Below are 24,487 nucleotides of genomic sequence, written 5' to 3'. Positions count from 1 at the left end.
TTGGGAATTAAACAAACTTGCAGATTTAAAATTGTGAAATCTACACCCCATAAAGTTGTTAACACGAAAACGGTTTCGTTGAATATTGCAATATACTTAAATTTTGATTAACCTTTTTTTTATATATGTTTAACACTTGAATTAAAATTAACTAAACTTAAAATTAATTATTTATGAAGATTACGCTACTAAGGAGCTTTTTAATGCTCGGAGCATTCCTGTGCTTTGGGTTGGTAAAAGCTCAAACAGTATCAGGTACCGTTTCGGATGCGAACGGACCTTTGCCAGGGGCAAGCGTATTGGTAAAAGGTACTACCAACGGTACGCAGACCGACTTTGACGGTAACTACACACTTAACAATGTGGAAGGTGCCGCTACCTTGGTTTTTAGCTACATCGGTTACAAGACCCAAGAAATTGCAGTCAATGGACAATCCTCCATTGATATTACCTTGGCCGAAGATGCACAAGCTTTGGACGAGGTTGTAATTATAGGTTACGGCCAAACTACCGTAAAGGATGCAACAGGTGCTGTATCGGCCGTTACCTCGGAGGATTTTAACAAAGGGGTTATTTCCTCACCAGAACAATTGATCCAAGGTAAAACCGCTGGTGTTCAGATAGCACAAGGTAGTGGAGAGCCCGGTTCCGGTGTCGCCATTAGGATTAGAGGTACCTCTTCGGTAAGGTCCAACAATAATCCTTTATTTGTAGTTGATGGAGTTCCGTTACCTTCTGGTGACACTTCATCCGAAGGAACAAACATTGGTGTTGGATCCAGCTCGGCAAGAAACCCGTTGAGTTTCCTTAACCCTAATGATATTGAAAGCATGAGTATCCTTAAGGATGCTTCTGCAACAGCAATATATGGTTCCAGGGGTGCCAATGGTGTTGTTATCATTACTACTAAAAGTGGTAAAACTGGTGCAAGAGGCGGAACTTGGGAATATTCTTCTGATTTGAGCTACTCCACGCCTGCTGAAAGTTTTGACATTCTTAACGCCTCTGAATTCCTTTCTGCAGTTGATACATTCGGAGGACAAGCTATTAATGCCGGAGGAAATACAGATTGGCAAAATCTTGTTACAAGGTCTACAGCTTCCACCAATAATAACTTGGCTTATTCCCAAAATTACGGTTCCGGTAACGTAAGGGCAACCTTTAACTATGGAAAGCAATTTGGGGTAATCGAAAAATCTTCTCAGGAAAGAATTACCGGAAGACTTAATGCCACTCACCGATTCTTGGAAGACAAGTTACGTCTAAATTTGCAGGGTACACTTTCGAGGGTGAATGACGAAGCACCTCCATTGAGTGGTAGTGCCGGATCTACTGGGGACTTGCTGGGAGCTTCTTATGCGGCCAATCCTACTTGGCCAGCCAATCCAGACTTCAATCCTGGGGATAGGATCAATCCATTGAACCTTTTGAACAACTGGCAGAGTATGACGTACACTGATCGTGTATTGGTCAATTTCTCCGCTGAATATGATATTACAAGCGAATTGACGGGAAAAGTTACTGTTGGTTACGATAAATCAGACTCTAAAAGAGAGGCCTCTTTGACTTCTGAGTCCTTCAACGTGGCACGTGGTGCCGCTAATAATGGTAGAGGTGCATTGAACGACCTTATAAATGAGAACCGCCTATTGGAAGCCACATTAAATTATACCAAAGAGTTTGACAATTCCAATTTGGATGCCTTGGTAGGTTTCTCTTATCAGGATTTCAATAGAAGAGGAAGAAATATAGAGGGATGGGGATATGCATCAGCAGACCTTAATCAAATGCCAAGAGATCTTTTCAATTCGGCTGCCACTCTTGAATCCATGATTTCAGGGAATTACCAACAGTACGGATACTCTTTCGATGTACCCAATAATCCCAATGGACTTTTCGTGAACCGATTGTTCACAGAGACACCGGAAACAGAGTTTTTAGGTGAAACCTCAGGGGTTGATGTAAGGGCATTGTTTGCCGACACATTTGATAACACAGATGAACTTCAATCTTTCTTTGGAAGGGTCAACTATACCTTGGCCAATAAATATTTGTTCACAGCGACCGTAAGAGCAGATGGTTCTTCCCGTTTTGGTGAAAACAACAAGTATGGTATTTTTCCATCCGCAGCCTTTGCTTGGAAAATCAACGAAGAGGATTTTATAGGAGATGCCGTATCTACCCTTAAATTAAGATTGAGCTACGGTATTACAGGTAACCAAGATGGTATTGGCTACGGTAGGTTTGTAAGAAGGGAAAGATACTCGGGAGGAAGTGTAGGTGACGGTGGTGCCGTTAATGTACCTGGTACTAGCACTGTGGATTTTGCCAATCCTGACCTTAAGTGGGAGGAAACAACACAATACGGTGTTGGTATCGACTTTGGTTTTGCCAACGACCGTTTAAATGGTAGCGTGGATGTGTACCGTAAAGAAACAAGAGATTTATTGCTCAGCGTTGAAGCTGCGCAACCATCCCCACAACCATTCTTTTTCCAGAACTTGGATGCAATGGTCTTGAACCAAGGTGTGGAATTCTCCCTTAATTATGATATTATCCAAGGTGAGGACTTCTTCTGGACCGCAGGTTTTAACATGGCGTACAACAAAAACGAAATTCAAGATTTTGACGGAGCCATTCCTGCTGGAACAATTAGAGGTGCCGGTCTTACCAACGCTTTCGCACAACGTTTACAGTCTGGACAACCTCTTTATTCTTTCTATTTAAGGGAGTTCACTGGGTTTGATGAGAATGGAAACCCTGTTCACGAGGGTGGTACGGACAACCAACAATTTGTTGGCAAAAGTGCTCTGCCCGATTTCACAGGAGGTTTCTCGACTTCAGCAAACTATAAAAACTGGGATGCATCTTTGTACTTCACAGGACAATTTGGAAATTACATTTATAACAACACCGCTAATGCCTTCTTTACGGCAGGTGCTATTGGAAGCGGTAACAATGTTATTAAAGATGTAGTGGACTTGGCGGGACAGGAAAGCCGATTTGCAGAAGCTTCTGTTTCTACAAGATTCTTGGAGAAAGGTGATTTTGTCAGGTTACAAACAGCTTCGATAGGGTACAACGTGCCCCTTTCTGGTGATGGCCTATTCAAAACAATGAGGTTGAGCATCACAGGCCAGAACCTTTTTGTAATCACTGATTACAGTGGTTTAGACCCTGAAGTAAGTGTTACTCCAGCATCTAACGACCTTTTGAACGGTCTGCCGATCGCCGGTATCGATTACTCATCATTCCCAAGGCCAAGAACATACACTTTTGGCTTTAGCGTAACTTTTTAAAAAAATAAGCATGAAACTAGAAACATATAAAAAATTTGTTTTTGCTTCACTCTTTATATTAGGTCTTACCTTCTCTTGTACCGATTTGGAAATTGAAGAAACAGACTCCCTAATTAGTGAAGACACAGGAGACACTGGGTTTTCTGGAGTATCGAATCCTTCCAGTGCATTGAACGATTTGTACAACAAAGTTGGGGGCGATTTCGCCACCCAAGAAAGCATGTACTCGTTATCTGAAGTAACTTCCGATGAGCTGTTGGTCCCTACAAGGGGAACAGACTGGGGAGATAACGGTGTTTGGAGACAATTGCACACACATACCTGGACTCCGGACCATGCCTTTATTAAAGCTGCATGGAACAATTTGAACCAGAACATCTTCAGGTCTTCTGAAATCATTGAGACAACAAGCGCCGATGCCAGCACTGTAGCCCAAGCCAAGTTCTTAAGAGCTTTCAACATGTTCTTTGTTATGGATCTATTCGGTTCTGTTCCTTTTAGAGGGGTGGATGAAGGTCCGGATGTTAATCCTACTGTTCTAACAAGACTAGAAGCATATAGCTTTATAGAAACAGATTTGACGGATGCGATTGCAGCTTTGCCATCTGTTGGACCCGGTGTGGAAAATGTTGGATTGGCAAGTCAAGAAGCCGCCAAGTTTCTATTGGCCAAACTTTACTTGAACGGGCATGTTTATAAAGGCACTGGCACTGCTGACAATGCTGACATGCAAAATGTGATTGATTTGGTTGATGAAATCAGTGCAAGTGGCTTTGCAGTTCAAGAAGGATACTTCCAAATATTTGAGCCTACCGATGATAGCGAGACTATTCTGTTCCTTAGAAGTGACTTAGGAGCTAGGATCTGGAACAGTCTGCACTATAACCAAAACTCTCCCGACAACGCAGGGGGTGGATGGAACGGTTTTTCGACTTTGGCCGAATTCTACGATCTTTTCGAAGGAGATCCCAACACGAACTATGTGGGGGACGGACAAGAGGAAAGAAGAGGTTTTGTACCTGATGCCGCTACGGCAAATAGTGAGAATCTTGGTATTGGATATGGTTTCCTAATAGGCCTGCAATACAATGAGGATGGTACTCCATTGACCAACAGACAAGACCAGCCATTGGTCTTCCAAAAAGAATTTCCATCACTTGTTGGTAACGGTGAGGCAGAAGGTGTTCGTGTAATCAAATACCACCCTTACGATCCAACTGATGAGGATGATCAAGTGAATTCATACAGACAACACCAGATTATTTTCAGATATGCCGATGCTCATTTGATGAAGGCCGAAGCAATGATGCGAATGGGAGGTAACCCAACAGCAATGGTCAACGAGCTAAGAAGTTTAAGAGAGGACACTCCTGATTTGGGCAGTGTTGATGAACAGGCACTTCTTGACGAAAGAGCACGAGAACTATTTATTGAATTCTGGAGAAGAAATGATTTGGTAAGATTTGGTCAATTTTCAGCTCCATGGGGTCTTAAGGAAATTAGTGGTGATGATAATGTAAACCTGTTCCCCATACCGGCAACAGCATTATTATCCAACCCTAACCTAGTTCAAAATCCTGGGTACTAAACTTAAAGTTTAAGCAGTTTAATATTAATGCCGTCCTTTATCCAAAAGGGCGGCATTGCTTTTTAGTCCAAAACCATAAAAAATGGGCAAAAAAAGGATTAATGAAATATTAATGGCTACCAATAATTTTGAGATAAGCACCCAACTTGGTAGATTGGACGCTTCACATGGGTTTTTATTGACAAATGATGAATTTGGGGATGTACGTTGGAAAGAAAATATGGGAATATCCGGTGCTGCCAGAAAAATTGAAATGATACGTATTGATGGGAACCAAGAATTCATTGTCACGATGAATAATGATGCTCCCATTTTTTTGGTAAAAAAACAAAACGCTAAATGAAACTGAAATATATAGCAGCATGCCTTGTAGTTCTTGCCTTTACTTCCTGTAATAACAAGAGTGAAAATCAAACGGGGGAACAAGCCACCACCGAGACTCTTTTCACACTTTTAAAACCAGAGGAAACAGGTGTGAACTTTATCAATAAAGTAGAAAATCAGAAAAACTTCAACATTTTTAAGTACCGGAACTTCTACAATGGTGGGGGTGTTGCCATTGGGGACATCAACAACGATGGGTTACAGGACATTTACCTTACCGGCAACATGGAACCTAACAGGCTCTACCTGAACAAAGGGGGCATGAAGTTCGAGGATATTTCCGAAAATGCAGGTGTACTCGGCAACAAACCATGGTCCACCGGGGTTGTAATGGTCGATATTAACAACGATGGCTTGTTGGACATATACGTCTGCAACGCAGGGAACATGGAAGGCAACAACCACGACAATGACCTATACATCAACAATGGGGACCTTACATTTACAGAAAGAGCAGACGAATACAATTTGGCCAAAACAGGCTTTACCACACATGCTTCCTTTTTTGATTATGACAAGGACGGTGATTTGGATGTCTATATTCTTAACAACAGTAATATTCCCGTAAGCAGCCTGGGGTACGCAGAGCAGCGAGAAGTTCGTGCTCAGGACTGGGAGGGGGTTCCGGACATCTTCAAAGGTGTTGGCGATATGCTCCTAAGAAACGACAATGGTAAATTTGTGGATGTAAGCGAAGAAGCTGGAATCTATGGAAGCCTTATCGGTTTCGGTCTTGGTGTAATGGTCACGGATTTTAATGGCGACCTTTACCCCGACATTTATATTTCCAATGATTTCTATGAAAGGGATTATCTCTACATCAATCAAAAAGATGGTACGTTCAATGAAGAAATCAAGGAATGGGTCTCGCATTTGAGCCTTTCCGCCATGGGAATTGATATTGCAGACATCAATAATGACGGACACAACGACATCTTTATTACCGAAATGCTGCCAGAACAAGAACATCGTGTAAAATCCGTGATGGAATTTGAGGGATATAACATTTTTGACCTCAAGCAGAACAAGGATTTTGGTCAGCAATACATCCAGAATACATTACAGCTCAACAACGGCAATGGAACTTTCTCAGAAGTCGCCAACTACAGTGGTGTCGATGCCACAGATTGGAGCTGGGCAGGGCTCATGTTCGATATGGACAACGATGGCCTTAAGGACATATTCATCACCAATGGTATCAATCATGACCTCACCGATTTGGATTTTGTGGATTTCTTCGCCAATGAGATAGTCCAAAAAATGGCTTTAACAGGCAAAAAGGAATCCATTGATTCCATTATCAATAAAATGCCGGTGAACCCACAGCCCAATTATGCCTACAAGAACAATGGCGACATTTCCTTTACAAATGCCAACAAAGAATGGGGTTTCGAACTCCCTACCCGCTCCAACGGTTCCGCATATGCCGACTTGGACAACGATGGGGACCTGGATATAGTGATCAACAACGTAAACACACCTGCTTTTATTTATAGGAACAATACCGAATCCCAGTTGAACAACAACTTCATCCAACTAAAGTTCAAGGGACCAAAGAACAACCCCTTTGCCATAGGCACTTTGGCCAAGGTCTATTTTGATGGAAATATCTTAAACCAAGAATTGATCCCATCAAGAGGTTTCCAGTCCTCTGTACAATATGAAATGACCATCGGACTGGGGAAATCCGAAAAATTGGACTCCATCCGCATTATATGGCCAGATGACCTTACCCAAAAATTGGAAAATGTACAAGCCAATCAGGTACTTAACTTGAACCACGCCAATGCAACCGAAACGTACTCCATTCCTAAAAAAGAAACCAAAAGATCATTCTTGACAGAATTGGACAATAACCTAATGGTCCAACATAAGGAAGACAACTATAACGACTTTGATTATGAAGGCCTGATTTCGCATAAACTTTCGCAAGAAGGACCATCATTGGCAGTGGCAGATGTAAATGGCGACGGAAATGAGGATTTTTTTATCGGTGGGGCCAAAGGTCAACCAGGGGCCATTTACACCCATCTAGGAAATGGAAAAGTTTCTCTCAACAAAAACACGGTCTTTGAAGAGGATAAGGAGCATGAGGATGTCGCAGCAACCTTTTTCGATGCCGATGGCGATGGCGACATGGACCTGGTCGTGGGCTCCGGCGGAAATGACGTGGGTAGGCAACGTAATTACAGGGCACGTTTGTACTTAAATGACGGGAAGGGTAACTTTTCAAAATCGGAAAACGAACTGCCATCAACATTTAAGAATATTTCCACTATAGCTCCATATGATTATGACAACGATGGTGATGTGGACCTTTTTATCGGTTCACGGAGTGTTGTTGGTGTATATGGTGTGTCCCCAGACCATCTCCTCTTGGAAAATATGGGAGATGGTACCTTTACCAACGTAACGGAACGTTTGGGTTACGACTTAAAAGATGCTGGAATGGTCACCGATTCCAAATGGATCGATATCGATGGTGATGGTAAAAGCGATCTAATTGTCTCAGCCGAATGGGATACCCCAAAAATTTACAAGAACACCGGTAGAAGATTGACCAAAATGTCCACCTCATTGGACAGTTTGTACGGATGGTGGAACACCGTGGAAACCGCGGACTTGGATGGTGATGGCGACCAAGACTTAATATTGGGCAACCAAGGCCTGAACCTTCATTACAAGCCAAAAGAATATGCCCCAATGAAAATGTACATCAACGATTACGACAACAACGGAACCATAGAGCAAATCGTTACCATGCAAGAAAATGGCGGTGATTACCCAATTCACCAAAAAAGTGAGCTTACGGGACAATTGCCCTCGCTCAAAAAGCAAAACCTCAAGGCTTCGGACTATGCCCATCGTACCATTCACCAACTTTTCCCTAAAGAGGTGATGGACAAATCCATTGTAAAAAAGGTAGAAACCTCGGCATCGGTAATTGCCATTAACGAAGGTGGGGGGAAATTTACCATTATAAATTTACCACTAAAGGCACAACTTTCCTGCATTTGCGACATTACCTGTACCGATGTAAACAACGACGGCAACTTGGATTTGATCATGGCAGGCAACAACTACGAGTTTAAGCCACAGTTTTCCCGATTGGATGCGAGCCAAGGAAACTTGTTGCTAGGAGACGGAAAAATGGGATTCACTTGGCAAGATTACGAGACCAGTGGATTCAAAATCAGGGACGAGGTAAAATATTTGAAACAGTTCAAGGACAAAAACGGAAAAATTTATGTTATTGCCGCCGTCAACAACAACAAACCAAAGATCTTTGCCCTAAATGAATAGGTTTCCCATCATATTGTCCCTTGCCTTACTGGTCATTTCCTGTAATAAAGGAGGTAGCCTTTTTGAAAACCCCGACCCCAAAAAAACCGGGTTGGACTTCACCAATACCCTTACCTCCACCAAAGACCTGAGTATTTTGGACTATCTCTATTTTTATAATGGTGGTGGCGTATCCATTGGAGATATCAACAATGATGGACTGCCAGATATTTTCTTTACCGGAAACCAAGTAAAAAACAAGTTGTACCTCAACAAAGGAAACCTTGAGTTTGAAGACATCTCAAGTTCGGCCGGAATCGAGGGAAACAGCGATTGGAATACCGGTGTTGCCATGGCCGATGTAAACGGGGACGGACTTCTGGATATATACGTTTGTGCCGTAGTCGGAATCAATGGTTTTAACGGGCACAACGAACTGTACATTAACAATGGCGACAACACTTTTACGGAAAGTGCTGTCAAGTACGGACTGGATTTTGACTCCTATAGCTCCAATGTAGCATTTTTTGACTATGATCTGGACGGCGACCTCGATATGTACCTGCTCAACCATGCCGTGCACACACAAAATTCCTTCGGGCGTTTTGACCTTAGGTACGAAAGATTGTATGAAACCGGGGACAAATTACTTCGAAACGACAATGGCAAGTTTACCGATGTTAGTGAGGAGGCCGGTATTTATGGCGGTGTAAACGGTTACGGCCTAGGCTTGGCAATAGCGGATTTCAATCAGGACGGATATCCTGACATTTATGTAGGCAACGATTTCCACGAAGATGATTACTACTACCTCAACAATGGGGATGGCACTTTTACAGAGAGCTTGAAAAAATATTTTGGACACACCTCCCGCTTCTCCATGGGGAACGATGTGGCCGATATCAACAACGATGGCAGACCGGATTTTCTTTCCTTGGATATGCTACCTGAAGACGAAGTTGCACTTAAATCTTCCGAAGGGGATGACAACATCCAGACCCAAAAAATGCGTATTGACCGTTTTGGGTACCATTATCAGTTTACACGCAACATGCTCTTTGTGAACCAGCCCGATGGCAACTTTATGGAAACCGCATTGATGAGTGGCATTGCCGCTACCGATTGGAGCTGGAGCGCACTTTTTGGCGACTACGACCTTGATGGACGGCAGGACCTATTTATTTCCAACGGAATTCCAAAAAGACCCAACGACCTCGATTTTATCAAATTCGTGTCCAACGACCAGATCAAGAGCAAAATGGACAACACCAAACTGGTAGACCAACAAGCTTTGGACCTTATGCCTTCCGGCAGCGTCCATAATTATGTCTTTAAGGGCGGCGAAGACCTCCACTTTCAGGACATGTCCGACAAATGGATTGCCAAGGACACCTTGGTTTCCGGAGCAACCGCCATGGGAGACCTCGATGGCGATGGCGATTTGGATTTGGTCACAAACAATATCAACCAACCTGTAACCTTGTACGTCAATAAAACCAACGACACGGGCAAGTATCTTAAATTACAGTTCGACTATACCGAAAACAATAAATTTGGAATAGGTACCAAGGTATATTCCTATGCGAATGGAGGGCTTCAGTTCAAGGAATTGTTCCCTACCCGTGGTTTTCAGGCCTCTTCCGAACCCATGGTCCACTTTGGATATAAAAATATATCCGCAATAGACTCCATTAAAGTCATTTGGTCGGATAAGACCTATCAAGTATTACGAAACGTTACGGTAAACCAAACCTTGACGGTGACCCCAAAAGGCACCAAACCATTTGATTATAATTCACTTTATGAAGGTAAAAAACCCTTGTTCAGTCCAGTGGAAAATAATCTAGGCCTGGATTTTACCCATGTTGAGGACAACTACACGGACTTTAACCGTGAAAAACTGATTCCGTATCAACTATCGGATAGAGGTCCAGCGTTCGCCACGGGCGACTTAAACAATGATGGCAAGGAAGATATTTTCATAGGGGGATCAAAATATGAACCATCGCAAATTTTTGTACAACAGGATTCCATTTTTATAAACCAAAAAATGAAAAGCCTTCAAAAAGACTCCATTCAGGAAAATATTTCTGCAAGCATTGCTGACTTTACCAATAATGGTAAAAATGACCTTATGGTCAGTTCGGGTGGAGGTGACTTTTTTGGAAAGTCGGAAGCCTTGCTGGATGCCTATTATGTTCAAAAAGATTCAGTTTTCCAACGGATTGCATTACCGGAATCCTATCAAAACTCATCCGTTGTGGCTCCTTTTGATTTTGATGGTGATGGCGATTTGGACGTTTTTATCGGCGGACACACCATTACAGCAAAGTTTGGAGCCCCTGCCACTTCCTATTTGCTGGAAAATGACAAAGGAACCTTCAACATAAAGAAAGGTTTTGAAAAATTTTCCAAGGGAATGGTAACCGATGCCATTTGGAGCGATTTTGATGGCGATGGCACCACCGACCTTATTTTGGTCGGGGAATGGATGTCTCCCAAGTTCTTAAAATATCAAAATGGTACGTTTACCGAAGTAGAGCACGTAAACATTCCAGGACTGTGGCAAGCCATTGAGGCCTTTGACATTGACGGGGACGGAGACACCGATTATCTTCTTGGAAACTGGGGCACCAATTCTAGGTTCAAAGCTTCCGAAGAGCATCCCATGAAATTGTATTTCAATGATTTTGACGATAATGGTCAAACGGAAACGGTAACGGCCATGGAAAAAAACGGAAAATACTATCCATTGGAAACTTTGGATGGATTGGCATCGCAGTTGGTGTACCTAAAAAAGAAATACACCACCTACAAATCCTTTGCCGGCGATACCATGGAAGAAATATTTGGGGAGGATGTTTTGAAATCGTCCACCCAACTACAGGTAAATACATTAAAATCCGGATACTTAAGGAATGACGGCGGCAGCTTTGTTTTTGTTCCATTTAAAAATGAACTTCAAGTATCTCCCATTCTTGCATTTGTTGTAGATGATTTTACCGGTGATGGAAATACCGAAGTGCTGCTCGGAGGCAATTATTTTGGTGTGAAACCCTATCATGGTAGATTGGATTCGTTTCCAGGAGCCCTCATCAAAAGTGATGGCAGTATTATTCTGGGCAACCAATTGGGATTGGATTTTACCAAAAAATCAATCCGACATTTAAGAACAATTACACTCGACCATAAAAAATATTTGTTGGCTATATTCAATAACGATAAAGCACAAGTCTATAAAATCAATGATTAATCTCTCAAGGCCATGAAAAAAAGAATACGTTTGATCACAGCAGTAGTATTGGTTTTGGCATCATGCCAAAAAAAAGAGGAACCTGTTGAAGTTTCTCCAGAGGAATTCCATGCGTCTGTGGACAAAGTGATCGAAATAATGATCCACGATATATTCTCTCCACCGGTGGCCAGTAGAATATTCGCCTACTCCAACATTGCAGCATACGAAATTGTTGCCAAGGGCAACGATGACTACAAATCCTTGGCAGGGCAGGTAACCGATTTGAAAAATATTCCGGACCCTAAAAACAGTGAGAACATCAACTACGAAATGGCCGCCTTGATCGCCCATATGGACATTAGCAAGAGACTCATCTTTTCCGAAGAAAGAATGGAAAGTTTTAGGGATAGTCTCTACACCATTTGGATGGACAAAAACGAGACCGTTTTTAATGCCAGTAAGGAATACGGGGTGGAAGTGGCCAACTTTGTAGGGGATTGGATGAACAAGGACAATTACAAGGAAACGCGTACTATGCCCAAGTTCTCCGTAGATTCGGAAGACCCTTCTCGCTGGCAGCCCACTCCCCCGGCCTATATGAACGGGATTGAGCCACATTGGATGAAGATACGCCCCTTTGCAATTGATTCCGCACAGCAGTTCAAGCCCATTCCGCCACCAGAATTTTCCATGGAGAAAGACTCCAAATTCTATGAAGAAGTAATGGAGGTATACGAAGTCAGAAAAAGTATGGTGGGCAAAGGCGACAAATCCGATGAAATAGCCATTGCCCAGTTTTGGGATTGTAACCCATATGTTTCCGTGACCAGAGGACACCTAATGTTTGCCACTAAGAAGATTACTCCCGGGGCCCACTGGATAGGCATCACAAAAATTGCATCAAGAAAAACCAATGCCGATTTTGCCAAAACAGTATACGCTCACACAAAGACATCCATTGCCATCGCCGACGGTTTTATCAGCTGTTGGGACGAAAAATACAGAAGTAACCTTATTCGCCCTGAAACCGTTATCAACGAGTACATCGATGACAGTTGGGAACCCGTACTGCAAACACCTCCGTTCCCTGAATACACCAGTGGACACAGTGTTGTATCCGGTGCGGCGGCCATAGCGCTGACCGATATATTCGGCGACAATTTTGCCTTTGATGATGATACCGAAGTGCCCTACGGTTTGCCTGTACGTTCCTTTACATCCTTTAACCAAGCCTCGGACGAGGCCGCATTGAGCCGCATGTACGGAGGAATCCATTATCGTGCTGCCATTGAGGTAGGTATTAAACAAGGAAGGGACCTAGGAAAATTTATAGTCGACAAATTGGATATGACAAAAGGCTAATCCGTATTTTTGCTCCTTAGTTATGAAGAAGATTATTTCTATGATCCTTGCCCTAGTGGTAGGAGTAATTTTGTGGTACCTGTTGTTAAAGCCCCAAGATTATCAGGTCAATTTTAAGGCCAAGGCAATTCCTGGGACCATATTTGAAACCGTAAAAGCATGGAACAACAGTTTTGACTCTGTAGGCCCTATAGATTATATAAGCCCACGTCACTTTAAGCAAACCATATATGTGAACGATTCCGTTCATGTATATGAATGGGAAATAAACCCTATTCACGATTCTTTGAGCGATGTTCAAGTAAACATCAAGGATATTGAAAATTCGGTCAACAATAGGCTATCCGTGCCTTTTTCAGATACCAATTTTGAGAAAGGTTCCCGAAAACGACTTTTAGACTTCAACGGTTTTTTGACTGAACACATAAAAAAATTCAGTGTTTCCATTGAAGGTGAAGCAGAAATATTCTCATCATTTTGTGCCTGCGTCACACTGAACACCGCTCCCGAAAACAAAACACAGGGAATGATGGCCAATTATAACCTTTTGGACATATTGCTTATGGAAAATGAAGTCCAGTTGAACGGCCCCCCTTTTGTGGAAGTATTGGATTGGGATTTGAAAAACAACAGTCTTTCCTTTAATTTTTGCAATCCCATCATCCGTTCAGAAAAACTCCCCGATCACCCGGATATAAAATACAAACGGATTTACCGTAAAAATGCCATCAAGGCTGTTTACCATGGACACTATATAACATCAGATCGTGCATGGTACGCTTTGCTGGATTACGCCCAAAAAAACAACATTCCCGTAGAGAAAAAACCTATCGAGATTTTCTATAACAACCCCAATATGGGTGGGGATGGACTGGATTGGACCACCGAAGTATTCATGCCCATAAAAGAATCCGATGAATAAACTTGCCCTTGTTTTTTTATTGATTGTAGTGCAGGGCTGTGCCCAGAAAACCTATGTGGTCGAATTGGAAAAACTGGCCAAATTCCCTTCCAAGCTCAAAGAAGTTTCTGGTTTGGAGGTGACCAAAGATGGCAAGATATGGGTTATTGAAGATAGTGGTAACAAGGATAAAATTTATAGGGTCGATAAAAAGGGTGATATTAAGGAATCACTGAAAATTGACCATGCCAAGAACGTTGATTGGGAAGATTTGACCATGGATACCGAAGGCAACCTGTATATTGGGGATTTTGGCAACAACAAAAATGCTCGGGAAGATTTGGTCATTTATAAGGTTACCAAAGATGAAATGGGGAAAAAAGAGCCCAACTCGGATAAGATTGAGTTCTCTTACCCTCAGCAAACCAACTTCCCACCAGAGAAGGACAGCCTTTATTTTGATACAGAAGGCTTTTTCCATCTGAACGATTACCTCTACATTTTTACCAAAAACCGTACACGACCCTATTCTGGAAAAACTTTGATGTACCGTGTGCCCGATAAAAAAGGGGAATATGAGGCTGAATTTTTAGGTGACTTGTTCCTATGCGGAGATCAGGATCATTGTTCGGTGACCAGTGCGGATATTTCTCCCGATGGCAAAACCATTGCCCTGTTAAGCTATGGATATATTTTTCTACTGACGGATTTCACCGCTCCGGATTTTACAAAAGCCTCTATTGAGGTCATTGATCTACAGACCGACACCCAGATTGAATCAGTGTGCTTTTATGATGATAAAACCCTCTTGGTCGCCGATGAGGAAAACAAGCACGGAGGTAGAAAGCTTTATCAATACCGATTTCGATAAGTCAATTATATTGATATAACGTTCACACATACTATTTTTATGACGCTCTCTTGGTCATAAAACAATTTCCCTGTAACCTTTCTAATTTGCTTTTAATCATTTAATTAATGACATTTGGGAGTTATGGTTCCCAAACAACAACTTAGCCTACAGCTCTTAAAAGAGCACTTTGGTTTTGATTCCTTTTTGCCCAATCAGCAAGCCATTGTCAGTAGTATTTTAGAAGGATCGGACCTTTTGTGCATAATGCCCACCGGTGGTGGAAAGTCTATTTGTTTTCAGTTACCTGCACTTCTTCTTAATGGGACGGCCATTGTGGTTTCCCCCCTTATAGCCTTAATGAAGGATCAAGTGGATGCACTCCGGGCCAACGGTATTGCAGCATCATTTTACAATAGCAGCCAGGCGCATGCAACACAAAACGAAATTTTAAAAAAACTTCAGTCGCAGCAAATCAAGCTTCTATACATAGCTCCCGAAAGCCTACCACATTTGCTACCATATTTAACCGATGACAATGTGAGTTTGTTCGCAGTGGATGAAGCTCACTGTATTTCGGCTTGGGGACACGATTTTCGTCCAGCCTACACGCAGTTAAATCAACTGAAGGAACTTTTCCCAAACGTTCCAATAGCTGCATTTACTGCCACTGCCGATAGTGCAGCGCAAAACGATATTCTTGAACAGCTCAATATAAAAAATGCAGAAAGGCACATTGCTTCTTTCGACCGAAAGAATCTATTTCTCGAAGTACGTCCCGGGACGAATCGGTTTCAACAAATAATCCAATTCTTGGAACAACGGACAGACCAAAATGGAATTATTTATTGTCTGAGCCGAAAAGGCACTGAAAAACTAGCTGAAAAATTAAACAATAATGGATTGAACGCCAAGGCATACCACGCCGGAATGGAAGCAGAGGCACGCAACAGGGTGCAAGAAGACTTTGTCAATGACCGCACATCAATAATCGTGGCGACCATTGCTTTTGGGATGGGTATTGACAAAAGCAATGTACGGTGGGTAATCCATTATAACATGCCTAAAAATATTGAGGGGTACTATCAGGAAATTGGTCGAAGTGGGCGCGATGGTCTGCCCGCAGACACTTTGTTGTTTTACAGCTTTTCCGATGTGATCCAACTGCGAAAATTTATAGAAGATTCACCCACAAGGGATGTACAGCTAGCCAAATTAGAACGTATGCAACAGTTTGCCGAAGCCTTAAGCTGTCGTCGTGTTGCCTTGTTGAACTATTTTGGCGAACATGTTTCGGAAAATTGCGGTCATTGTGACAATTGTAAATCCCCTCCCCAATATTTCGATGGTACCATATTGGCACAGAAAGTCTGCTCGGCAGTATATCGGTTAAAGCAACAAGAAGCTATAACCATAGTTGTAGATGTACTCCGTGGTTCTCAAAATGCCCGAGTATATGACAAAGGCTATCAAAATATAAAAACCTTTGGTGCTGTTAAGGACATTTCTTGGCAGGATTTGCAACAGTATATCATCCAAATGGTCAATCAAGGTATTTTGGAGATTCGTTTTCATGAGAATGGGCGCTTGCTGCTTACCCCTTTGGCCAATCAAATTTTATTTGAAGGTCGAAAAGTCCAGCTTGCGTTATTCCGGAAAGTGGAAAAAACTTCCCATGGCAAAAAAACCGAAAGAATGCAATCCACCGGTCTGTTCGATAAATTAAAAGCTCTCCGTACAGAAATAGCCGTTGAAGAAAAAGTACCTGCCTACATCGTATTCAGCGATTACACGTTGCGGGATATGGAAGCCAAACTACCCGAAACAATTACAGATTTTATGGAAGTAAGTGGCGTGGGCGAAGCAAAAAAGAACAAATATGGCGCACGCTTCCTTACAGTCATCAATGCTTGGTCGGCATCCAAGAAAAGCACTCATGAGCTCTCATTTTCACTATTTGAAAAAGGCATGAAGGTCTCCGATATTTCTAGACAACGGGAATTGAAGGAAGATACCATTTATAATCATTTTATTAAAGTCCACGAAGAGGGTGGGTCCATTGATTTACATCAATTCATATCCAAAGAAGATATCAATAAAATCCAATCGGCCAAAGCCGAGCTTGGTGATGAAGTGGAAGGCCTGAAACCTTATTTTATTCATTTTAAGGAAGAGATACCTTATTGGAAAATTAGAATGGCACTCTATCTTTTGGAAAACCCGGATTGATAAGACACTTAAAAATCATTAAAACCCAAATCCGAGCCCAAAAGCAAAACGTAGCCCATCCACACTGTTGAAAAGCCCAAAGTTGGCCGTAAGCACATCCACTCCATTTAAGAAGAATCCTCCTCCGTACGAATTGTGCCATTTATTCGATTCTTCACCGGGATACCAAACGCGGCCATAGTCAAACCCTCCATAAATTCCTGGTGTTATTGGCATCAGGCCGGTCTTCATACTTCTAAAGCTATACCTAAGGTCGGTATTTTGAAAATAGGCTGTTTTGCCGGAAAATCTTTGGAAACGGAATCCTCGCAACCCATTGTTTCCACCAATACTGGCAGCTTGGTAAAATTCGTAGCCATCCCCGATAATAAAATGTCCCTTGAACTTGGTAGCGAGCACTAACATGCCATCTGCGGTAAGTTTGTGATCTATAGAAAATGATGGAACCACATATCCGAACGACTTGGAGGAATCATCCAAATTGGTCTTAAACCCACCTTCGAGGGCAAATGCCATTCCCAAAGTCGGAAAGGCCTCGTTATCGGTATTGGAATAGCTGTATTTGCCATCGACCCCAAAAAAGCTCAGGTGGTTTTCCTCTCCATTTTCTAAGTAAAATTCATTAATGAACCTGTCTTCGGTTTCCTCGATTTCAATGTTCTCATAGGATACTCCCAATCGTGCCTTGGAACCAAAAAATCCGCGCCACACCAATGATGGTGCAAATCTCAAGTTTCGGATACGGACCCGGTTATAATCCAACTCTAAGGGTTCTTCATCATCATTATTGACCGTCTCGTTCCCAAAACCAAAAAAGTTTTGGGTGAAATTAGGACTTGTGAACCTTGCTCGAAGCTCCAAATTCACCTTGTTGAAAACATGTGCAAATTCTCCGCGATAGCCCAAATCAAAACCATCCGTGGCAAAATAGTAGGCTGCACTTACCGTATGCTGCTGCGTAAATGGATTTTTTCTGAATCCATTAAAGGTATAGGTATTGGCCAAGCCTATCCTAACGCCATCGTCTGGATTGAATCCTACAGTAGGCAACGTTTGATTGTTACTGCCCTTTATGTTCAGAAAGTCGTACGTATTGGTATCGTAATCATTAACCAATTTTACCTTACCGCCGTAGGCTTCCTCCAAAGTGTTTTTCTTTGATTTAAAATCATAGATCAAAAGCCGTTTGGAATCTTCCGAGACCTTATAAACGTCATTGTTTTGACCTCCAGCGATACGCACTTTTATTTTTGATGTTTCCGTGTTGGCCTCAAAAACATCGCCATCATCAAGTCCATAAATCCATATTTCTTTGGTATAATCGAGACTATACACCTTATTGAAGAACAGATCCGTATACTCCCCGCCTTTGATTCGGTACGCCCTCACCTCAACATCACCATTGGAAAGAGAAGTAATATTGAAATAATCATCTTTATCCGTGCCCGTAATTACGCTGTATTTGTTCAAAACGGCATAGTACTCACGTGCCGTTTGCACCAAGTTTTCTTTTCGGGCCAAAAGAATTCTTTTGATTTCTGTCAAGGTTTCGTCCCTTACCTCTTCGGGAAAAGCCAAAAAAGCCTCGTCGATTATTTCACCTGTCAGGTTTTGTTGAATAAACTTGGCCTGCTCTACCCACATTTCCATATCGGTTTCTGTAAGCAAGGCCATATCCAAGGCAAAGGTTCTGGGTGAAGATGTCAACCCTTTCACGCTTCTAACCTCTTCATGGAATCCTTCAAAAATACGAAGCGCCGGAACTGCCCTGGATCCAAAGTTCATGATGAGGCCATCTCCCCAACGGGAAAATACCTGATCTCTATCACGGGCAATAGGTTTGTATACCTTGTTTCCGTCTTCGGTTTTAAATTCTGCCCAACGCCATTGATCCACATGCCTGTCCCAATCCCCGATCAAAATATCGAACAATCTGGCCTTTACATACTCCTTTTGATCAATACTGTACTCCTCATCTTCCCGGAGCTTGTCCATCAAATCGTAGGTACTTTCTATTTTCTTGGTGTATCCGAAGCTTTCCAGATTATCGTGGTCATCGGAAACATGCTCCTCTATCATGTACAGGCCATCACCGAACTCCTTGTTGTAATCTCCCAAAACAGATTGCTTTGGCACATAGTACAGCTTAGGGTTGGTATGGTAAATTCCAAGCGCGTCCGATAGTCTATCAATGGTAAATGGTGCATACGGATGCGCACCTGTATATAGATCCAACAACAATTTTTCGGGGTATGTGTCCTCGAACTTTCCAATGACGTATTGATCTTGAAAAGCTATGGCCTGAAGGTATCGCTCTGCACTTTTTCTCAAGCCCCTCATTACATACTCCCTACCATCTTTATCGGCCAATCGCAATGAGTTAGATTGATTCCCGCCTCCTTTTCGAACAACGGTCAGCCCTCCAAAGAGGGTATCCAACCGAACGGTGGGTGCTTTTACTTTGGTCCCATAATACTTCCTGTACCGTTCGCCCCAAAGCAACTTGTGAAACCCACTCTTCTCGATCTCTTCCGGTTCGTATACGGACGCCATTTTATACGGAGGAAAATCTTCGGACAGTCCCATTCGTTCCGTGGACCTATCGGGAGGTAGCACTTCAGTTTGATATAGCAGTGCAGTTGCATTGGCATCGGCACCATAAAACTCGACTTGGGACGAGCCATCTTTATACACCCTCAAAATTGCATAGCCAGTTTTACCTGTTGAAAATTTACTGCCGTTCAACAGTCGGGTGGTACCTGTTTTGGCTCCCGAACCACTTACAATTTGAGGTTTCCCATATTCCTCGATGTACTGAAGCGTATGCTCATGACCGGACGCAAATATGATCTTATCGGAATATTGGGAAAGGGTCACAATTCTTTGCTTAAGCTCGTTATACTTTCTGTTGGATATATCTTCCGAAGTGGCTCCTGAAGTTTTTCGCAGCAGATTAATGGCAGACCCCAAAATAGGCAACGGAACTTTTCCTCCGTTGGGATATATGCCTTGCTTAAATGAAAATTGACCACCGTGCGAGCCATAGGTAAACATAGGATGGTGCATGGCCAAAATGATGGTTTTGTCCCTATTTTTCTTGATTATGCTCTCCAATTCCTCAAAAAAACGGTTTCTGCTCTTTATTTCGCAATCATCATTTATTGTGGGATGCTTGTCCCAATTTACAATGTACCACTCTGTATCAATGGCGACGAGCAGGACCTTGTCATTGACCTCTATCTCCTCGATGGGGCATCCGTTCTCCGGCTGAAAAGCATCATTATCATCCAATGCATCCTCTATGTATTTCTCTTCACGCTTTAGTCCTTTGAGCCCCTCGGTATACCAATCGTGGTTTCCCGGGATAAAAAGCTTTTTTCCCTTGTAGTTCTCCAAAGTGCTCAATTGGGCATCCAAATGGTTTTTGGCTTCCAGATATGCAATGGTGGAATCCTTTTTATCGGGTAGGCCAGCAGGATAAATATTATCTCCCAAAAAGATGGCGGTACTATTGGCGTCGGCCTGATCTAAAACTTTTTTAAACGCTTTTAGAGTAGGGTTTACATCACCCATCGGGGATTTCCCTGCATCGCCAATCAAATAAAACGTATGTTCGACCTCCTTTTCGATTAGAACATTGTGTGCGGAAAAAGGCTCTGCATATTTGACTTCATATGTTGCACAAGCAGAGGCCAAGACCATTAAAAACAGTAAAAAGTAATGTTTCTTCATATACACGAGGTTGATTCCAAAATTTTGTAATTTGGATGCTCTAATCTGGAACTATGTCGGAAATCGTTGAAAAAACTGAACACTTTGTTTCTGAACTACTAACAAAAGAACTAGATGCAAGGTTCTTGTACCACAACTTGCGACACACCCAAAGAGTAGTCAAAAGTACTAAAGAATTGCTCAACTATTATAACATGAGCGAAGTTGAAAACGAAAGGTTAATGCTAGCTGCCTGGCTACACGATACGGGGCACACCAAAGATTGGGAAAACCATGAGGAAAACAGTTGTGAGATTGCCAGGGATTTTCTCCAAAAGAACGACTATGACCCGGAAGGGATTGAACAGGTCTGCTCCTTGATCATGGTCACTAAAATGTGCAACGAGCCATCCAATTTGATGGAAGGAATTATCAGGGATGCCGACATATCCCATTTTGCCAAAAAAAGCTATTGGGAGACCACCGATTTCTTAAAAGAAGAACTCAAAGCTTTGGATATCGCCGATTATTCGAACAAGGAATGGCGGGACAAAAACATTAAAATGTTCCGCACCAAACATAATTTCTTCACCGACTATGCCAAGGAAAATTGGGAAGAAGGCAAACAACAAAACCTTAAAAAATTGTTGAAAGAAAAGAAAGAAGAAAAAAAGATTGCCAAAAAAGAAGCCTTGAAGGCCAAGTACAAAAATGAGAGTCCCGATAGAAGCGTTCAAACCCTATACCGGGTCACGCTAAAAAATCATTTAAAATTGAGCGATATTGCCGATACCAAAGCGAACATCTTACTTTCGGTCAACGCCATAATCATTTCTTTGGTGCTTGCCAATCTATTGACCAAGTTGGACAATCCGTCCAATACCTATATGATCTATCCTACCTTGATTTTGATTATGTTCAGTATTGTTTCCATGGTACTTTCCGTATTGGCCACCAGGCCCAATGTTACGAGTGGTAAATTCACCAAGGATGATGTGGAAAAAAGAAAGGTTAACCTCCTGTTTTTCGGAAACTTTCACCAAATGGAGCTTTCCGAATACGAATGGGCACTGAAAGAGCTGGTAAAGGATAAGGACTATGTATACTCTTCCTTGACCAAAGACCTGTATTACTTGGGCATTGTCCTTAACAAAAAATATAAAATACTACGGATTACCTATAACATTTTTATGTTGGGCATGATCATCTCCGTAATCTCTTTTATAATCGCCTTTAGGTATTTTGGCCCGGAAAGGTTGATTTTCTGACCTAGGAGTTTAGTTCTTCCATTAAATCATCGTAAGTATAGGTGCGCTCCGATTTTTTGTCCTTTTGATAAAGAATCTCTGCCCGTATCGCTTTTAATCCAGATACACCTTGAACTCCTTCGAGCTCCACGATTTCAATGTTATTGGTAAAATAGCCTTTCGCCTTTAGGAAGCTAATATATCGCATATACTCCTTTTCATCTTTACGTTGGGAGTACACAATGGCCAATTTACCCTTTTGTGTCAAACGTTCATTGGTTCCCTTTATGAATGATTTATCGATACGTTTTTTGATCACTTCGTAACGTGCATTGTATGTACCGTCCACATCAAAACGCTTCTCGTCCATCCTAAATCGTATCGCCAATGATGTGCTGTACACCAACACCAAGGAAGCCACGTCCAATTTTACAGGCAACTTTGGCTTTAGACTGTAGTATTTATTTTCCATTTCGCACATTACCTGGAGCTGCCACAATCTAAGATTGCTCAAGAACAGTTCACTGAACTCCCTGTCCTTTGTAATGGAACTTCCAATATACATGTTGTGCTCAACGCCATCGGTTTTATAGCGTTCAAAATAGTGCGGGAACATTTCCTGTGCTTCTTCCTGCCTTTTATCAAGAAGAGCGGCAAGCTTCATATTGGCCTCCATTACACTGTTATCGTAATTTCTACGGTGATCGTAATAGCTCTCGGTGGCCTTATCTATTTTTTGATTGTATTGCTCCAACAAACCGGCAATTTCTTCATCTTCTTTTTGGAGATGATTAAATACAGGGTCTACTTCTTCCTTCACAAAATCAAAAACGGCTTGCTCTGTATGTGTGTACAAGGCTTCTTTTACCTCGCTCAAATAATTGTTCACCCTAAATTGCAATTCTTCGTAAATAGGGAGTTTATATTTTTGAAAAGCGATATCCAGCACATCGTTGATCTCCGAAAGTTGAATCATTAAATCCCTTTGGATGGCGAGATTTCGCTCTTGGGCCGAATCTTTGATATCAATTTGGCCATACAAAGGGTATACGTCCTTGAAAACCACTTCTTTGAACACAGGTTCGTTGCCCGCAAGTTCGTCTGCCATAAAACGCTTGGCTTCTTCTTGGAATTTCCAATACACGGACGGATGGACCGAGGTACACTCATGCTGGATTACGGCATCGATCAAGTTTTCCTCTTCTTCTATGGTCCGCATCACGGCGGCGACAATGTAAGGCATCACATCATCCAACTTGTTTGCGTTAACACTATTGAGTTCGTTGACCTTGCCCGATACCAATTCCAAAACGCCCAAAAGGTTCCCATTTACGGCGATGGGAGCCAATATGGCACTTTTGATGCCTTGCTCCATCAAACTTTTATAAGGTTGAATCTCACCGTGCGAACCTTCAAAATATTTTTCTACATTGGAGATGGCAAAATACTTGTTCTCCTTGAACAATTTTCCATGGGTATGGTTGCAGAACATGGAATCGCATTCTTCCATATCCTTCCCATTAAGGATGTAACTTTCCATCCCCTTGCCATATATCTTAAAAAAGCGATTGGCACTGGAATCGTATCCCGAGAAACCAACTTTGATATCGTTAAGATTGAAGAACGACCTAAAGGTATCATCAAAACTTTCCATAAAGGTGTCCTTTCCTCTTTGGGCACGGCCTATCAAGGTCGATTTTATTTCTGATACGGAATGTTCCGACGTTACATCGAACATATTGGAAATAACAAAGCCTTTGGCAATAAAGCTATTTGGCGGAATTTTCTCCCTCCATATATCCAAATTGTAGAAGTTGTCCAGCAACTCGTCCACGTCTTCCTGCGTAAGTTCCTTGGCATTTTCGGTGGGAATGATTTCCATAAAATCCGCATTGTACAAAATACGGTACCTGCGCATCACACTATTGGTATCCGGTATATCGTAAAAGAAGGGACGCTTAAAATCAAGGTTATATCCGTAATGGAATTTTAAAATCACGGTACACCTCATAATATAATCAAACTCCCTAGGGATATTGGTGATGGTTAAATCAAAATCTTCGCCTGCATCTTTCAAAATCTGACGAAAACGTTCGGATGAGTTGAACACCAAATTCTCAAATGGCGTAGATGCGGTCTTGATTTCGTTCTTGGTCAAAATGGGCGAAAAAGAATCCTCCAAAATCACTCGAATCACATCCTTGTGCTTTTCCAACAAGGACAAATCGGTGAAACCTTCTCTCAACTCTGGGTATGGGGCCTGTTTGGCCAAGACATACTTTGCGCGTTCCACTTCATGTACATTGTTACTATGAAGCTGTTCATCGTAATGCTCCAACAATTTATTGAAGCTTACCAATTGAACCAGAGGGCTCTCCGAATTGAGGTTGTGATTCATA

At 42.2% G+C, this 24,487-nt stretch carries 12 protein-coding genes; 10 read left to right on the top strand and 2 right to left on the bottom strand.

Annotated elements, in window-relative coordinates:
- The first annotated feature begins 173 nt into the window (after positions 1–173).
- The 9 genes from K1F36_RS07845 (at position 174) to recQ (ending at position 17,130) form a co-directional block, all read left to right on the top strand.
- A complete protein-coding gene (locus K1F36_RS07845; RefSeq protein ID WP_220113327.1) occupies positions 174–3,299 on the top strand; it encodes a SusC/RagA family TonB-linked outer membrane protein in 3,126 nt (1,041 codons plus the stop codon).
- A gap of 10 nt (positions 3,300–3,309) precedes the next feature.
- The gene (locus K1F36_RS07840) at positions 3,310–4,887 is read left to right on the top strand and encodes a RagB/SusD family nutrient uptake outer membrane protein (protein ID WP_220113326.1); all 1,578 of its coding nucleotides are present in this window, start codon (positions 3,310–3,312) and stop codon (positions 4,885–4,887) included.
- An 82-nt stretch (positions 4,888–4,969) separates the two neighbouring features.
- On the top strand, positions 4,970–5,230 hold the full coding sequence (locus K1F36_RS07835) for a hypothetical protein (RefSeq protein WP_220113325.1): 261 nt from the start codon (positions 4,970–4,972) through the stop codon (positions 5,228–5,230).
- Entirely contained in the window at positions 5,227–8,574 is a 3,348-nt protein-coding gene (locus K1F36_RS07830) for a VCBS repeat-containing protein (protein ID WP_220113324.1), read from the top strand. The genes K1F36_RS07835 and K1F36_RS07830 overlap by 4 nt, the downstream gene beginning before the upstream one ends.
- Positions 8,567–11,806, top strand: a complete 3,240-nt coding sequence (locus K1F36_RS07825; protein ID WP_220113323.1) for a VCBS repeat-containing protein — start codon at positions 8,567–8,569, stop codon at positions 11,804–11,806. The genes K1F36_RS07830 and K1F36_RS07825 overlap by 8 nt, the downstream gene beginning before the upstream one ends.
- A 12-nt stretch (positions 11,807–11,818) precedes the next feature.
- Positions 11,819–13,150, top strand: coding sequence for a vanadium-dependent haloperoxidase (locus tag K1F36_RS07820; RefSeq protein WP_220113322.1), 1,332 nt, complete (start codon positions 11,819–11,821; stop codon positions 13,148–13,150).
- Between the two features lie 22 nt (positions 13,151–13,172).
- A complete protein-coding gene (locus K1F36_RS07815; protein ID WP_220113321.1) occupies positions 13,173–14,072 on the top strand; it encodes a GyrI-like domain-containing protein in 900 nt (299 codons plus the stop codon).
- Entirely contained in the window at positions 14,065–14,922 is an 858-nt protein-coding gene (locus tag K1F36_RS07810) for an NHL repeat-containing protein (protein ID WP_220113320.1), read from the top strand. The genes K1F36_RS07815 and K1F36_RS07810 overlap by 8 nt, the downstream gene beginning before the upstream one ends.
- A 123-nt stretch (positions 14,923–15,045) precedes the next feature.
- The gene (gene recQ / locus K1F36_RS07805) at positions 15,046–17,130 is read left to right on the top strand and encodes a DNA helicase RecQ (RefSeq protein ID WP_220113319.1); all 2,085 of its coding nucleotides are present in this window, start codon (positions 15,046–15,048) and stop codon (positions 17,128–17,130) included.
- 18 nt (positions 17,131–17,148) lie between these two features.
- Here the strand turns inward: recQ and K1F36_RS07800 are convergent, their stop codons facing one another.
- Entirely contained in the window at positions 17,149–20,862 is a 3,714-nt protein-coding gene (locus K1F36_RS07800; RefSeq protein WP_220113318.1) for a metallophosphoesterase, read from the bottom strand.
- Between the two features lie 53 nt (positions 20,863–20,915).
- On the opposite strand from K1F36_RS07800, the gene K1F36_RS07795 reads away from it, so the two are divergent.
- Positions 20,916–22,109: a Pycsar system effector family protein gene (locus K1F36_RS07795; protein ID WP_220113317.1), complete on the top strand. Its 1,194-nt coding sequence runs from the start codon at positions 20,916–20,918 to the stop codon at positions 22,107–22,109.
- 1 nt (position 22,110) lies between these two features.
- Here K1F36_RS07795 and K1F36_RS07790 read toward each other — a convergent pair whose 3' ends face one another.
- Positions 22,111–24,486, bottom strand: coding sequence for a GAF domain-containing protein (locus K1F36_RS07790; RefSeq protein WP_220113316.1), 2,376 nt, complete (start codon positions 24,484–24,486; stop codon positions 22,111–22,113).
- Position 24,487: the final 1 nt, after the last annotated feature.

This window comes from Flagellimonas abyssi, from assembly GCF_019457905.1.
Classification (GTDB): domain Bacteria; phylum Bacteroidota; class Bacteroidia; order Flavobacteriales; family Flavobacteriaceae; genus Flagellimonas; species Flagellimonas abyssi.
This window is presented reverse-complemented; position numbering and strand designations above follow the sequence as displayed.

Excerpts from the sequence above, each read along its gene's own strand:
- recQ (WP_220113319.1), top strand. The coding sequence starts at position 15,046 with ATGGTTCCCAAACAACAACTTAGCCTACAGCTCTTAAAAGAGCACTTT.
- K1F36_RS07830 (WP_220113324.1), top strand. The coding sequence starts at position 5,227 with ATGAAACTGAAATATATAGCAGCATGCCTTGTAGTTCTTGCCTTTACT.
- K1F36_RS07810 (WP_220113320.1), top strand. The coding sequence starts at position 14,065 with ATGAATAAACTTGCCCTTGTTTTTTTATTGATTGTAGTGCAGGGCTGT.
- K1F36_RS07790 (WP_220113316.1), bottom strand. The coding sequence starts at position 24,486 with ATGAATCACAACCTCAATTCGGAGAGCCCTCTGGTTCAATTGGTAAGC.
- K1F36_RS07825 (WP_220113323.1), top strand. The coding sequence starts at position 8,567 with ATGAATAGGTTTCCCATCATATTGTCCCTTGCCTTACTGGTCATTTCC.
- K1F36_RS07815 (WP_220113321.1), top strand. The coding sequence starts at position 13,173 with ATGAAGAAGATTATTTCTATGATCCTTGCCCTAGTGGTAGGAGTAATT.
- K1F36_RS07835 (WP_220113325.1), top strand. The coding sequence starts at position 4,970 with ATGGGCAAAAAAAGGATTAATGAAATATTAATGGCTACCAATAATTTT.
- K1F36_RS07820 (WP_220113322.1), top strand. The coding sequence starts at position 11,819 with ATGAAAAAAAGAATACGTTTGATCACAGCAGTAGTATTGGTTTTGGCA.
- K1F36_RS07800 (WP_220113318.1), bottom strand. The coding sequence starts at position 20,862 with ATGAAGAAACATTACTTTTTACTGTTTTTAATGGTCTTGGCCTCTGCT.
- K1F36_RS07840 (WP_220113326.1), top strand. The coding sequence starts at position 3,310 with ATGAAACTAGAAACATATAAAAAATTTGTTTTTGCTTCACTCTTTATA.
- K1F36_RS07845 (WP_220113327.1), top strand. The coding sequence starts at position 174 with ATGAAGATTACGCTACTAAGGAGCTTTTTAATGCTCGGAGCATTCCTG.
- K1F36_RS07795 (WP_220113317.1), top strand. The coding sequence starts at position 20,916 with ATGTCGGAAATCGTTGAAAAAACTGAACACTTTGTTTCTGAACTACTA.